The sequence below is a fragment of the Advenella incenata genome, from assembly GCF_004217095.1.
GTDB classification, from domain to species: Bacteria; Pseudomonadota; Gammaproteobacteria; order Burkholderiales; family Burkholderiaceae_B; genus Advenella; species Advenella incenata.
This window is the reverse complement of the sequence record NZ_SHKO01000001.1, coordinates 210,048-224,120: the sequence shown is the minus strand read 5'-3', so window position 1 is coordinate 224,120 and position 14,073 is coordinate 210,048. Positions and strand designations below refer to the sequence as shown.

Genomic DNA, 14,073 nt, shown 5'->3' with positions numbered 1-14,073 from the left:
CTACTTGCCCATCCTTTGTTCCATTTCTTTGAGCCTGGCCTCATTGGCGATCTCTTCGGCCAACAGTTGCTCGGCGGACTTGCCATGTACCGGCGCCAGCGGATCTGGCCCCTTGCCGGCAAGAAAGGCCGCACATTTAATCAAGTGCGAAACGCCAGCTAGCACCAGAAGGAAAAACCCAATGGGAATAAGCAGTTTCACCGGCCAGCGGATCAATCCGCCGGCGTTTGACGACTGCTCGCTGGTCAAAAAGGACTGCATGAAAAATGGAATCGACAGGTCCAGCATGAGCAGACAAGCGGGCAGCATGAAAAACAACACGCCGAAAATTTCGATCAGAATCTGCGAGCGCTTGCTCATCATCTGAGAAATGATATCGACACGAACATGCTCGTTCTTCATAAACGTGTAACCTGCGGCCAGCAGAAATATGGCGCCGAAAAGATACCATTGGATCTCCAGCCACGCATTGGAACTTACATGGAAGGTTTTGCGGATCACCGCGTTACCTGCGCTGATCAGCACGACCACAAGGGTAAGCCAGATGACGGCTCGCCCAATGGTGTAGACGAGCGCATCGATCGCTCTGGATAGACTAGATAAGAGGTTCATCAAAATTGGACCGCTGCGAAATGGTTGAACAGGACGACCTGATATAACTGAATATTAGTCAGTATACTGCATATATTTTTCCTTGCTCTATCAGTAATAACCATTACAGCGACAACAGGACCGGACATATCAAGATCAGGCACAGCAGATGATGCGCTCACAACCCGTTGTTTTTGCCTGGCTGGCGCCGCAGGCTTTCCGGCAGCACACGCTTGTTCCCACATAGCGTTACCACGATCAATCTTCCTGCCGGAACAATCAATATTTCTACAACAAACTTCTGTCTTCGCACAAAACGGACTCTTTCAGACCAAAACCATGCATCCGATAAATTTGCGTTTCACACATAACCGAGACCGCTAAATTTATAAGCAGTAAGTACTGGACGCAGTCATACCGCAACCCTATACTATTTGCAGTCACACCGACCCAATCAACATTCGCACCGGAGACCATTTACATGGCTAACGAATCGACTGAAGAAGCTCTGGCGGTAACAGAGGCGGACGCACAGCACACGCGTCGGCAATTTTTACGTAATGGCGTTACAGCGGTCACCGGCGTTCTCGCAGGCAGCGCCGGACTAAGTGCCGCCGCTGCCCAATCCGGAACAGCGACCAAAGAAGCAGCGGCAGCAGCCGACAACGCGCTAACCATTGCCCCGTGGACCAGACAGCCTGGCGCCCTGGTTGGCAGTCGTCCTTATGGTAAGCCCTCCGAATTTGAAAGCGGGATTATTCGCCATCTGCGAAAGACGGACAAACAGTATTTTTCTTCATCGACCCGCACCCCTTTGCAGGAGCTCGATGGCATCATTACACCTAACGGGCTCTTCTACGAACGCCACCATAATGGCATTCCCGATATCAATCCTGTTGAACACCGGTTGGTCGTGCATGGGTTGGTAAACAATGCGCTGTCCTTCACACTGAATGATATCCGACGTTTCCCCTCACACTCCCAGATTTATTTTCTTGAATGCTCCGGCAATCCGGGATACGCGGTCTATGGCAAAACGGCAGCCGAAGTCAACGGCCTGGTCAGTTGCGCCGAATGGACCGGCGTGCCACTCAAGACGGTTCTGAACGAGGCTGGCCTCAAGCCCGAGGCCAAATGGGTCATTGCCGAAGGCGCCGATGGTGCTGGCATGACACGCAGCATTCCGCTGGAAAAGTGCCTGGACGATGCCATGCTCGTATACAGTCAGAACGGAGAGCGCTTGCGGCCCGAACAGGGGTATCCGCTAAGGCTGCTGCTACCCGGCTATGAAGGCAATATGAGTATCAAGTGGCTGCGACGCCTGCAGGTCGCAGACCAGCCGGTGCATTCACGCGAAGAAACATCCAAGTACACGGACATCCTGCCAAACGGCAAGGCCCGTGAGTTCACATTTGTGATGGAAGCCAAGTCCATCATTACCAGTCCTTCGGGCGGGCAGCAGATCGAAGGCAAGGGGTTTCATGAAATCCGCGGCATTGCCTGGAGCGGCAAAGGGCGCATTACCAAAGTAGAGATCTCGGTTGACGAGGGCAAAACCTGGCAACCAGCCCGATTGCAGACACCGGTCCTGAGCAAGGCGCTGACACGCTTTCTCTTTGCTTGGGAATGGAACGGCGAACCCGTGGTAATACAAAGCCGGGCCACTGACGAAACCGGCTACATACAACCTACGCTGGAATCGCTCGTTGAGGTGCGCGGCGTCAATAATACATATCACAACAACGCGATTACACCATGGCGTATCGCATCTGACGGAAAGGTGACTCATGCACGTGCTTAACACTTCGCTTGCAAAAACATATGCAGCCCAACACACAGTAATGCTGCTAGCATGCGCTGCACTACTGGGCGCAACTGCGGGCGCCGCTCATGCCGAACAGAAGTTTGGATTTGGCCATCCGGTGACACCCAAAGAAATAGTCGCCTGGGACATCAATGTATTCGCCGATGGCCGCAATCTGCCCGATGGCAGTGGCACCGTCACACAGGGCGGCACCATTTACGCCCAGCAATGTGCCGCCTGTCATGGCAGCAAGGGCGAAGGGGGCAGTGGCGATAAACTGGCAGGCGGTCTTGGCACACTGGCCAGCGACAAACCGGTCAAAACGGTGGGCAGCTACTGGCCGTACGCCCCAACTTTATTTGACTACATCAGACGCGCCATGCCGTTGACGGCGCCCCAAAGCCTGAGTAACGAACAGGTTTATGCCGTTACCGCCTATCTTCTTCACTTGAACGGACTTGTGGCAGAAGACGCGCGCCTGGATGCAAAATCACTTGCTGCAATCAAGATGCCCAATCGCGATGGCTTTGTGCCTGATCCGCGACCGGATGTTTCACAAAGCTCTGACAGCAGCAAGACGCCAGCCAGCGACAAACCCGCAACACAATCGCAATAATGTCAATATGATCTGGCAGCTTCGAGCGAAGCGCAATTTGATTCGCTGTGCTTCGCTTGCAATTGCACATCATAACAATATAAGCACAATGTACTTCGTGTGAGATTTGGTTTCCTTTAGACTCAAAACAAGTGCTGTCATTTGGGCAGCACGATTTAGCCAACAGAGTCAATAAACAGGAGCCCGCACATGATTTCACCAAATCACATTCGAATTCTTTCATCGATCACCGCGCGCGCCTGCGCCACGATTGCGATTATGCTGATGTGTGCACCGCTGGCCAATGCGCAATCAGGTGCGGCGCCGATTACCGATACCGTTCCGCCCGGCACCACACTGACCATTGGCGATCCAAAAACACAGCGCGCACTGGAACTTTCCGGTGAAGTAAAAAATCTTCCATTCACGCCCAAATGGGTAAACATCAGTGGCGGTCCCCGAACGACCGAGGCGTTCCGCGCCAATGCGCTGGACATTGGTGCTGTCGCGGATATTCCGCCGATTCACGCTACCTGGACCGGCCTGCCGGTGCAGATCATTGCTGCGGCCTTTCGCAAAGCGCCGCTTGACCATCCAATATACAAGCTGGGCATTGCACCGGGCGCAAATATTGAAAGCATCGCAGATCTGAAAGGCAAAAAAATCGCTTTTAGCCCCGGTCAGGCTCAGGGGGCCCTGGTTCTTCGAATCCTTCAGAAAGCCGGTCTGACCAAGGATGATGTCACCCTGGTGGAGATGCCGAGCACCGGCGACGTATACGTAAGCGCCCTTGCCAGCAAACTGGTGGATGCAGCGCCCATCGCCGAGGCCAACCAGCCGCGATATCTGGCCAACTATGGCAGCAACGGTGCGCGGGTCATTTCACATGGCTTGCGCGATGACGCCTGGCATCTTTATACCTTGCAAGCTGTTCTGGACGATCCGGCCAAAGCGGCGGCTGCACGCGCCTATGTCAAGGCCTGGGCAAAGGCCACACGCTGGATCTATGAGCATCCAAAAGAATGGGTTGAAGGCTATTACGTCCAGGATCAGGGACTGAAAACAGCCGATGGCGAATATCTGGCTCAATCGGCCGGCGAGCCCGACATCCCGGCTGACTGGACCGATGTGATTGCCCGCCAGCAAGCGACCATTAATCTTCTGGCTGCGGAAACGGGCAACCCGCGCCTGGACGCAGCAAAACTGTTTGACCGTCGCTTTGAAAAGGTCGCCACCCAGGCGTTAAGCAAACAATGAATACGATCAATTCACTCGCCGCCGACACCGTCAGCGATCGTCGCCACAAACCTATTTCCGCCATCGACAGAAACCAGGCCAACTCGCGTCGCTCACGCCTTGGCCCTGGCAAAGAGATTCGCTACGGAGCCGCAATCGGCCCCATACTGCTGCTGGTAATCTGGACGCTCGGGTCCTGGACCGGAATAATAGACCACCGAACGCTTTCACCACCATGGGTCGTGGTACAAACAGCCGCGGAGCTGATCCAGTCCGGTCGTCTCTGGAGCAACTTCGAAACGTCTCTTTTCAGGGCGTTGCAGGGGCTGTTCTGGGGTGTGATATTTGGCGTCATACTGGGCGTTTTTGCCGGGCTAAGTCGCATCGGTGAATATGTCATTGACGGTCCGGTGCAGATCAAGCGCGCCATACCCAGCCTGGCGTTGATCCCACTGCTCATGCTCTGGCTGGGCATTGGCGAGCCAATGAAAATCACCGCCATTGCCATGATTGTTGTGGTCCCTATCTACATTCAGACACATGACTGCCTGCGCAGTATAGACAGTCGCTATCTTGAATTATCCGAAACGCTGGGCGTCACTCGTGGCCAGTTCATACGCCACGTTGTGCTGCCTGGCGCATTACCCGGCTTTCTACTTGGGCTGCGCTTCGCGGTCACTTCTTCCTGGCTTGCATTGGTGGTGGTAGAACAGGTTAACTCAACCAGCGGTATCGGCTACATGATTGAATTGGCCCGAACCTACGGACAAACTGAAGTCATTGTTGTCGGCCTGGCGCTGTACGCGGTGCTCGGACTCACTTCAGACGGCCTGGTCCGTTTACTACAGAAAAAGGTACTCAAATGGCGCAAGACGTTGAACGACTAACTACACTGCCCGAGGGCAAAGCGCTCGCGGTTTCGGTACGGCACCTGGTCCGCCGTTTTGGCACCCGGACCGTGCTTGACGACATTGACCTGGATATCAGCAAGGGCGAGTTTGTCGCCTTGCTCGGCCGCAGCGGCTCGGGAAAAAGTACATTCCTAAGGGCACTGGCGGGACTTGATCACGACGTGGTCGGGGAAGGCTCGCTGCAGGTTCCTTCCTCTTTATCTGTCGTATTCCAGGATGCCCGCCTGCTGCCATGGAAGCGCCTGGTCGATAATGTGACCTTCGGGCTTTCCGGAGCCAATGTAAAAGCGCGAGCAATGCAGGCGCTCGAAGAAGTCGGCCTGCATAACCGCCACATGTCCTGGCCGGCAGAACTGTCCGGCGGCGAGCAGCAAAGGGTTGCACTGGCCCGCGCGCTGGTTCGCAACCCGCAGCTATTGCTGGCCGATGAACCCTTTGGTGCGCTCGATGCGTTGACCCGCCTGCGCATGCACGCTTTGTTGCGTCGGCTGTGCCAGCATCACGAGCCGGCCGTACTCCTGGTGACGCATGATGTGGATGAAGCCATCCATCTGGCGCAGCGAATTTTAATTCTGGATCAGGGTAAGCTGACTGTAGATATACCGGTAAATTTGCCGGACCAGTCACCAGCGAGGGAGAACGAAATTGCGCGCATCCGCCGTTATCTGTTGCAGCATCTGGGGGTTGACACAGATCTTGCCGATGCCGAACCACCGGCTTTGCAAGAGGCGCCGGATCAGACCGCTACAACATCTGGCCTCGCGCAAGAGCCCGCACGCACGCGACGCGCGGCATGATCGCATGCCTTGCTGGTTAACCTAAAGAAGGGGGCGATATACACATCGCCCCCTTTTATGTCATCTGTCTTGGCCGCTGCGCAATGGCCCCGGTTTTACAGAGTGACCCATGCTGCAAACTGGTTAATGCACGCGCGGCAGTATATTTTCCCCAACACGCCACGCTTCTTCCAGATTGGCGTATCCGGAAAGAATGAACGTATCTATACCAAGATCGCAATATTGCTTAAGATAATCTGCGACCTGGTCATAACTTCCCACCAGCGCTGTTCCCGCCCCACCGCGAACCAGGCCGATACCGGTCCACAATCCCGGCTCAACTTCCAAATCCCGCACTGCATTGCCGCGACCGCCCTTATTCAATTGCTGCATCCGGGCCTGCCCGACAGATTGGCTGGAGCGTAATGATTTTTGCGCCTTCTGGATTGTCTCCGGCGACAGTTCACGCCACAGTCTTTCGGCTTCTGCCCAAGCCTGCTCTTGCGTACTACGGGCGATCACATGGATCCGCAATCCAAAGCGCAGGGTACGGCCCTGCTGCTGCGCCAGGGCTCGCACCCGCTGCAGCCGCTCTCGCACCATATCCTGGGTTTCCCCCCACAGCAGGTATACATCGGCCGTATCGCTTGCCACCTTCTCTGCTACCGGCGAGGCACCGCCGAAATAAATTGCTGGTGCTGCAGTGAGCGGTCGCACCAGCCCGCCATTGCGAATCTGGTAATGCGTTCCGGAAAATTCCTGCCCCGGTCCCTGCCAGACCTGCCGGACCACCTGTAAAAACTCGGCAGTACGCGCATAACGTTCATCATGGTCAAGAAAGTCGCCGTAGGCTTGCTGCTGATCCTGATCGCCACCGGTCACCACATTCAGAAGCAAGCGGTTATTGGTAAACGTCTGCATGGCTGCAACTTTCTGCGCGGCATACGCGGGCAATTCGAGCCCCGGACGAAACGCCACAAGAAATTTGAGTTTTTCAGTATTCTGCGCCAGCGCGGCAGCGATCAGCCATGCATCCTCGCAGGCGGCGCCTGTGGGAATCAGTGCCGCGTTAAAGCCGGTCGCCTCTGCAGCGCGAGCGATCTGCACCAGATAGTCCACATCAGGCTCGCGATGCGCCAGATGCGTGGGCCGCAATTGTGGGTTACTGATGTTGCCAGTCAGATGTCGACTGTCCCCATTAGTGGGAAGAAACCAGTTAAATTCAATACTCATATTTTTCCTTGATCAGGCGCCGGCAACGGCGCGCACGGCGGTGTTGCTGTTCAGCAGTGGTACGACTTCTTCGCCGACGTTCAGGGCTTCCTCAAGATTGGGATAACCCGACAGAATGAAGCTGGAGATGCCCAATGTGTGCAATTGTTCGATGCGTTCGGCAACCTGTTCATGACTTCCCACAATGGCAGTGCCTGCCCCGCCACGCACCAGGCCGATACCGGTCCACAGATTTGGATAGACCTCCAGATCACGCACGTCATTAAAGGTATTGCTTTGGCGCAAGGCCCGCATGCGTGCCTGCCCCACCGACTCGCTTTTCTGCAGCTGCTTCTGGGCTTTTTCGATGGTTTCGCGAGGCACTTCCCTGAGCAGGCGATCAGCCTCGGCCCAGGCCTGTTCAGGCGTATCACGGGAAATGATATGCACCCGATAACCATAACGTAGTCGCCGATCATGGCTTGCTGCCAGCGCATCGGCCCGAGCGATTCGTTCCTCTACCATCGCCGGTGTTTCACCCCAAAACAGATAGGTATCGCTATATTGCGCTGCGACGGCTTCGGCTGCGGCCGAGGCGCCACCGAAATATATAGGGGGAGGGCTGACCATCGGACGAAGCAGCCCCGCGCCTTTCAGGCGAAAATGCGTGCCTTCATAATCGAGGTTTTCTCCTGCCCAGATTTTCCGGACGATATCCAGAAATTGCGCCGTACGTTCATAGCGCTGGTCGTGATCCAGAAAGTCGCCGTAACCACGCTGCTCAGCCGAATCTCCACCGGTCACCACATTGAGCAACAAGCGGTTGCCGGTAATTCGCTGCAGCGATTGCACGCTTTGCGCGGCCACGGCGGGCAGCACAAACCCGGGACGGAATGCAACCAGAAACTTGAGTCTGGTCGTGACCTGGGACAATGCGGCAGCAACGACCCAGCCGTCATGACACGTGGGGCCGGTAGGAATTAACACGGCGTTAAAGCCGGCGTACTCGATCGCCCGCGCAACCGATTCCAGATACGCCGGTGTACTTTGCCTTATCCTGTTGACCGATTCGCCCAATCGATTATTCGTCAACCCATGGAAGTCACCGTGATTAGGCAGATACCAATTTAGTTCTATTGTCATAAATCGCTTTACTCACTAAAAAGAAAGAAGACTATGCGGCCTGTGCCTGGTGAGGTTCCCCTTGACGGCCGAGCAAACGGGACAGCAACTGCCCTTCCAGGGACGCGTAGTGCGCGTCCCCTCTGACGCGCGGCCGGGCAAGCCTGACATCCAGATCAAATTTCACCGTATTCTGGTCAATCAAAATCACGCGGTCAGCCAATGCTACGGCTTCAGCGACATCGTGCGTGACCAGGACCGCAGTGAAGCCATGATCTTTCCATAGTGATTCGATCAATTGCTGCATTTCAATACGCGTCAGGGCATCCAGCGCGCCTAGCGGTTCATCCAGCAGCAACAACCGCGGCCGATGTGCCAACGCCCGGGCTAGCGCCACACGCTGACGTTGGCCGCCCGAGAGCACGCCAGGCCATTCGTCGGCGCGGTCCGCCAGGCCAACCTGCTCAAGCGCCTCGATGGCAATCCGGCGGATCTGGCTGCCTTTGCCTTTGAGGCCCAGTGCAACATTGTTGGCAACCGTTTGCCACGGCAGAAGACGTGCGTCCTGATACATGATGCGTATGTCATGGCGGGACTGCTCCACCGCTCGCCCATCCACCCGGATTCTGCCCACGCTGGCTGTGTCCAGACCGGCGAGCAGACGCAATAGCGTACTTTTGCCGCTACCGCTGCGTCCCACCACAGAAAGAAACTGGCCCGCTGTAACGCTAAGGTTGACATCCTGCAATACCTGTCGCGTTCCAAAGCGTTTGCCGGCCCCTTCCATTCTCAGATCAATTCCGCCAGTTACTTGTTCCATCCTTCACATTGCTCCAGTACGCTATCGATATATCTATTTAAATGCAGGATTCCAGCGCAACAGCCTTCGTTCAAGCAAACGCGACGCCGTATCGGCCAGTTTGCCCAAGAGGGCATACAGCAAAATCGCCACCACTACGATATCGGTCTGCATGAACTCACGGGCTGTCATGGCCATGTAGCCAATCCCGCTGCTGGCCGAAATCGTTTCGGCAACAATCAACGTCAGCCACATAAAACCCAGCGCGAACCGGACACCCACCAGAATGCTGGGCATCGCGCCGGGAAGAATGACCTTGGTAAAAAGCTGCCAGTCTGAAAGACCATAGGATCTGCCCATTTCTATCAAGTCACGGTCAACCGAACGAATCCCGTGAAAGGTATTCAGATAGATGGGAAACAACGTCCCCAAAGCGACCAGAAAGAGCTTGCCCGCTTCGTCGATGCCGAACCACAGAATGACCAGCGGAATGAGAGACAAGTGCGGTACGTTGCGTACCATTTGTATGGTGGTGTCCAGAAGGCGTTCGCACACCCTGAAACCACCGTTCAGAAAGCCCAGTATCAGACCGATAGCGCCGCCAATGAAAAAGCCGATTGCCGCGCGCACGAAACTGGACCACAGATGAACAAAGATTTCTCCACTGCATATCAGTTCCCAGGCCGCCAGAACAACGGCAAGCGGCGACGGCGCAATGCGGGTCGACAGCCAGCCGGCCCAGGCTGCCAGTTGCCATAACAGGACCAATACAATTGGCACCAGCCACGGCGCCAGGCTACTGTTTACAATACGCTCCCACAACAAAACCCTTTCTTGCTCATCGATCTGTTGATCGGCAACATGGGTCGCGGGCTTGTCATGGACGCCAGATAACATTTTTGATCTCCAGAGCGCGAGGAATCAATTTTTGTGAAGAAAATGCATCTGCAATATTTTGCTGGTTCTGCGCAACCGGATCTGTAATGTACGCCACGCCATACGCATAGTTCTGCAGTGCATGACGGGTGATTTCCCGGTTCAGCCCTATCTGAGGCGACAAAATGTCTGCCGCTTCGTCAAAATGCGCTACTGTCCACTTATTGGTTGCATCAACTTCTTCTATCGTCCATTTCAGAATCTCTGGGTAGGATTTTGCGTAAGCGCCGGTGGAAAGGTAAAAATTATAGTTGTGTACCTGATCGTGGCCGGCAACCAGGACGCGCGCACCAATCTGTTCGATCGCGGCCTGGGCAAATGGGTCCCAGATAACCCATGCATCAATCGAGCCACTTTCAAATGCCGCCCGCGCATCTGCCGGCGGCAGATACTTCACATCAATATCCGTGTAGGCAAGACCTTCTCTTTCCAGTACTTTCAAAAGCAGATAGTGCACGTTTGAACCGCGATTGAGCGCCACGCGCTTGCCCTTGAGTTCCTTGAACGACTGAATGGGCGAATCTTTTTGCACCAGGATTTTCTCGGCCTTCGGCGCCGGCGGCTCGCTCGCTACATACACCAGATCTGCACCTGCCGCCTGAGCAAATATCGGCGGCGTTTCGCCGACGCAGGCAAAATCAATACTGCCTACGTTCAATCCTTCGAGCATTTGAGGTCCGGCGGTAAATTCTATCCAGCGTACACTGACTCCTTCTTTTTTGAGTCGTGCATCAAGGTTGCCACGTGCTCTGAGCAGCGCAATGTTGGAGCCCTTCTGCCAGCCCACCCGAAATGATTTAGCCTTGGTTTGCGCCCAAACCGTTTGCAGGGGTGCAATGCCAGCCAGCGTGCCCAGTGCAGCCAATAATTTCAATGATGATCTGCGGTTCTCGAAAGCGCTGTCTGTCATTTGCTGTGTATCCATGTTTGGTTGAAGTTCCCTTTTATCTTAGCAACCTGATGATTGATGCTTCCAATATCAATTTGTATTTTGCTTATGCCGCATCCTGCAGTTTTTCTGGCATATACAAATGCAATAAATATTGTTTGATCTGGCTGCACGCAATGGTGTAATGAAGCTCGTATCATTTATTTATCCAATCAATCGAGAACAGAATGCCCCGTTTCTTGAACACAGTTGTCATAAATGGAAGCCTGCATCGTCCGTCACGTACCCGCGTCCTGCTCGAGGAAGTGACCCAGAAAATTTCACACGATGTCGCACTCCACACCCAATTCATCGACCTTGTCGATCTGGTGCCCTTCATTGGCACAGCCATATCGAAAGACAACCTGAACCCGGTTGCAAAACAGGCCCTGCAGCGTATCGAGAATGCCGATTTTCTGATCGTTGGCGCGCCGGTGTTTCGCGGATCGGTCCCCGGGTTGTTCAAGCATCTGTTTGATCTGATCGACATGGACGCGCTCGCAGGCAAGCCTGTACTGCTGGCCGCCACGGGAGGCAGCGCCCTGCACGGTCTGGTGATCGACCATCAGTTGCGTACCCTGTTTGGGTTCTTTCATGCCCTCAGCCTGCCTGCCGGCATTTACGCCACTTCAGCGGAGATACAAGATGGGAAGATTGTCAGCGAAACGCTGGCAAAACGTCTCGAACTGGTTGCATCCCTGGCTGCACCAGTGCTTAACGGCGTCGTCAATCAACAACGCCACAATATTGCCGAACGCGCTGTTGCATAAGCGCGATGTGCATTCCCTATCTTCTACCGCAAACGTCATGAACCCCGATATTTTCTGGTTTCTTCCGACCTCCGGCGACACACGCTATCTGGGCACGTCGGATTTTGGCAGGTACCCCACAAGCGAATATCTGCGTCAGATCGCCATCACAAGTGAAAACCTTGGCTATGACGGCTTGCTCATTCCTACCGGAAGCGCCTGCCTGGACCCGTGGGTTGTCGCCGCCAGCCTGATTCCGGTCACTCAGCGAATCAAACTGCTGGTTGCCCTCAGGACCTCTTTGGGCGGCCCGGCCCCCTCGGCCAGGCAAGCGGCTACGCTTGATCAGGCTTTGCATGGCCGCTTGCTGCTCAATGTCGTGCCGGGAGGAGATGCCGCCGAACTGGCTGCAGACGGCGTGCAACTGGGTCATGATGAGCGCTACGCAGCCGCAGATGAATATCTGCAAATATGGAAAAAACTATTGTCGGGGGAAACCGTCGATTTCCAGGGAAAATACCTGTCAGTCACACAAAGCAGGAATTATCATGCCCCGGTGCAAAAGCCCTGGCCACCACTTTATTTCGGCGGTTCTTCCGAGGCGGCGCACGAGCTGGCTGCCCGGCACGTAGATGCCTATCTGACCTGGGGCGAGCCACCTGCAGCAGTCGCCAGCAAAATCGCCGATGTCAGAGCTCGCGCAGCAAAGCACCATCGAACAGTACGATTCGGGCTACGAGTTCATGTCATCGTACGGGAGACGGAAGATGAAGCCTGGCAGGACGCTCGTCGCCTGATCAGTCATATCACTGACGAAGATATCGCACATGCCCAGAAAAATTACGCCAACATGGACTCGGTAGGCCAGCAACGCATGGCGGCTTTGCATGGCGGACGGCGCGACAAACTGGAAGTGTCACCCAATTTATGGGCCGGCGTAGGTCTGGTACGCGGTGGCGCGGGCACCTCACTGGTGGGCGATCCACAAACCGTCGCTGCCCGGCTGCAGGAATATGCCGATTTGGGAATCGATACCTTCGTGCTATCGGGGTATCCTCATCTGGAAGAGGCGGTTCGTTTTGCCGAACTGGTTTTCCCATTGCTGGGCAAAGCGGCGGTGACCACCCAGGGCGTGGCGCAGACAGGAGGCGCATTTGATCGCCGGGCGGCGCAGCAATGAAGCCGGAACGTTAGCACGGCACCAGGCTAATGATTGCTTGAAGGGCCTACAGCCTTGTGAGATACTCAGGGTCGAAGCGATAAGTAAGTAGACTTCTTGATTTCGCTGTTCTGAGAAAAATCGTTCCCATGGCCCCTAGAGTGATTACAACTGCAATAACACTGCTGCCCTGCACGCCATCACGCATTGCCGCCTGCTGCTGCAATACCATAGGGCATCGCCGATGACCCGGCCGATCGGAGACCTGGACATCAATCTGCTGCTCGCGCTGGATGCGCTGTTGCAGGACCAGAATGTGACCCATGCCGCAGCCAGATTGAACATCACGCAATCGGCGCTATCCGGGCGCCTGACCAGGCTGCGTCGCATTTTCAATGATCCGCTATTCGTGCCTTCGTCTTCTGGACGCGGCATGACGCCCACCTCACATACCCTGGCGCTCAAACCGGAACTGCAACGCCTGTTGCAGCAATTGACGCAGTTTGTCCAGTCGGCGCACGTTTTCGATCCCGCCACCAGTGAACGCACATTTCGTATTGCCGCAATGGACAACCCGGCGGCCATTCTTGCCCCGGCGCTGTTGCCTTTGATCAGCGCCCAGGCGCCGGCAGTCAGGGTTGCCTTCACATTACCCGATAAGACCCAGGTGAATGGGCAACTGGAACGCGGCGAAGTGGATTTGTTTATTGGCACCGCGCAGGATGCTGCCCCTAATCTGATCGGCCGCCTGCTCTTTAACGAAGAGTTCCTGACGGCGCAACGCATCGGCCATCCCCGCGGCACAGGTCCGCTCTCCCTGGATACGTTTTGCGAACTGGATCATCTGCTGATTTCGACCAGTGGTGGCATGTTCAACGGCATGATCGACGAAGCACTTGCCGATCTCGGTCGGCAACGCCGTGTAACGGTGTCGGTCCAGAGCTACGCCCTGGCCCCGCTGATCCTGAATTCAACAGATTGCATCTGCACGTTGCCCAAACGTTTTCTACAGCGGTTTACCAGCCACCTGGAATTGTTCACCCCGCCACTGACCCTGGATACATTTTCGATGAAGCTGTTCTGGCATTCAACAGTGAATGCCGATCCGGCGCACCGCTGGCTGCGGTCGATGATTTTCGACGCGGTGCAGACAAATTGAGGTCATTGCGTTGTCGAGCCATCAGCAGTATCGATAGGTCGAATTGAAATTTACAATTTGTGCAGCGTCAGAGAGTGGCGCATGATGTGATTTCTC

Annotated in this window: 14 protein-coding genes; 8 read left to right on the top strand and 6 right to left on the bottom strand. The window is 55.3% G+C overall.

All coding sequences use genetic code 11. From position 1 onward, the window contains the following. Positions 1 to 612 carry a TRAP transporter small permease subunit gene (locus tag EV681_RS01005; RefSeq protein ID WP_130303108.1) on the bottom strand — a complete coding sequence of 204 codons (612 nt, stop codon included), beginning with the start codon at positions 610 to 612 and terminating at the stop codon, positions 1 to 3. Between the two features lie 460 nt (positions 613 to 1,072). Here EV681_RS01005 and soxC point away from each other — a divergent pair, with 460 nt between their 5' ends. From soxC to EV681_RS00980, 5 genes are all read left to right on the top strand, one after another. After that, the gene (gene soxC, locus EV681_RS01000; RefSeq protein ID WP_130303107.1) at positions 1,073 to 2,392 is read left to right on the top strand and encodes a sulfite dehydrogenase; all 1,320 of its coding nucleotides are present in this window, start codon (positions 1,073 to 1,075) and stop codon (positions 2,390 to 2,392) included. Then, positions 2,379 to 3,011 carry a c-type cytochrome gene (locus EV681_RS00995; protein ID WP_130303106.1) on the top strand — a complete coding sequence of 211 codons (633 nt, stop codon included), beginning with the start codon at positions 2,379 to 2,381 and terminating at the stop codon, positions 3,009 to 3,011. The genes soxC and EV681_RS00995 overlap by 14 nt, the downstream gene beginning before the upstream one ends. 189 nt (positions 3,012 to 3,200) lie before the next feature. Further along, positions 3,201 to 4,247 (top strand): ABC transporter substrate-binding protein, encoded by a 1,047-nt coding sequence (locus EV681_RS00990; RefSeq protein WP_128393513.1) that lies wholly within the window; start codon positions 3,201 to 3,203, stop codon positions 4,245 to 4,247. Continuing rightward, the gene (locus EV681_RS00985; RefSeq protein ID WP_130303105.1) at positions 4,244 to 5,113 is read left to right on the top strand and encodes an ABC transporter permease; all 870 of its coding nucleotides are present in this window, start codon (positions 4,244 to 4,246) and stop codon (positions 5,111 to 5,113) included. The genes EV681_RS00990 and EV681_RS00985 overlap by 4 nt, the downstream gene beginning before the upstream one ends. Continuing rightward, entirely contained in the window at positions 5,089 to 5,934 is an 846-nt protein-coding gene (locus EV681_RS00980; protein ID WP_130303104.1) for an ABC transporter ATP-binding protein, read from the top strand. Before EV681_RS00985 ends, EV681_RS00980 begins: the two co-directional genes overlap by 25 nt. Positions 5,935 to 6,057: 123 nt before the next feature. On the opposite strand, the gene EV681_RS00975 is transcribed toward EV681_RS00980, so the two are convergent. The 5 genes from EV681_RS00975 to EV681_RS00955 are packed head-to-tail and all read right to left on the bottom strand — an operon-like array spanning position 6,058 to position 10,907. Then, a complete protein-coding gene (locus tag EV681_RS00975) occupies positions 6,058 to 7,146 on the bottom strand; it encodes an LLM class flavin-dependent oxidoreductase (RefSeq protein ID WP_128393510.1) in 1,089 nt (362 codons plus the stop codon). A 12-nt stretch (positions 7,147 to 7,158) separates the two neighbouring features. Next, complete coding sequence (locus EV681_RS00970) at positions 7,159 to 8,268, bottom strand: LLM class flavin-dependent oxidoreductase (RefSeq protein ID WP_130303103.1); 1,110 nt, start codon at positions 8,266 to 8,268, stop codon at positions 7,159 to 7,161. A gap of 31 nt (positions 8,269 to 8,299) precedes the next feature. Beyond that, positions 8,300 to 9,067, bottom strand: a complete 768-nt coding sequence (locus EV681_RS00965) for an ATP-binding cassette domain-containing protein (RefSeq protein WP_128393508.1) — start codon at positions 9,065 to 9,067, stop codon at positions 8,300 to 8,302. A gap of 33 nt (positions 9,068 to 9,100) precedes the next feature. After that, entirely contained in the window at positions 9,101 to 9,943 is an 843-nt protein-coding gene (gene ssuC, locus EV681_RS00960; RefSeq protein ID WP_130303102.1) for an aliphatic sulfonate ABC transporter permease SsuC, read from the bottom strand. Beyond that, positions 9,924 to 10,907 carry an aliphatic sulfonate ABC transporter substrate-binding protein gene (locus tag EV681_RS00955; RefSeq protein WP_130303101.1) on the bottom strand — a complete coding sequence of 328 codons (984 nt, stop codon included), beginning with the start codon at positions 10,905 to 10,907 and terminating at the stop codon, positions 9,924 to 9,926. The genes ssuC and EV681_RS00955 overlap by 20 nt, the downstream gene beginning before the upstream one ends. Positions 10,908 to 11,098: 191 nt before the next feature. Here EV681_RS00955 and msuE point away from each other — a divergent pair, with 191 nt between their 5' ends. The 3 genes from msuE to EV681_RS00940 all read left to right on the top strand — a co-directional run bounded on the left by msuE (position 11,099) and on the right by EV681_RS00940 (position 13,977). Next, positions 11,099 to 11,680 (top strand): FMN reductase, encoded by a 582-nt coding sequence (msuE, locus tag EV681_RS00950; RefSeq protein ID WP_128393505.1) that lies wholly within the window; start codon positions 11,099 to 11,101, stop codon positions 11,678 to 11,680. A 37-nt stretch (positions 11,681 to 11,717) separates the two neighbouring features. Then, positions 11,718 to 12,839: an FMNH2-dependent alkanesulfonate monooxygenase gene (gene ssuD, locus EV681_RS00945; RefSeq protein ID WP_130303100.1), complete on the top strand. Its 1,122-nt coding sequence runs from the start codon at positions 11,718 to 11,720 to the stop codon at positions 12,837 to 12,839. Between the two features lie 223 nt (positions 12,840 to 13,062). Beyond that, positions 13,063 to 13,977: a LysR family transcriptional regulator gene (locus tag EV681_RS00940; RefSeq protein WP_130303099.1), complete on the top strand. Its 915-nt coding sequence runs from the start codon at positions 13,063 to 13,065 to the stop codon at positions 13,975 to 13,977. Positions 13,978 to 14,073: the final 96 nt, after the last annotated feature.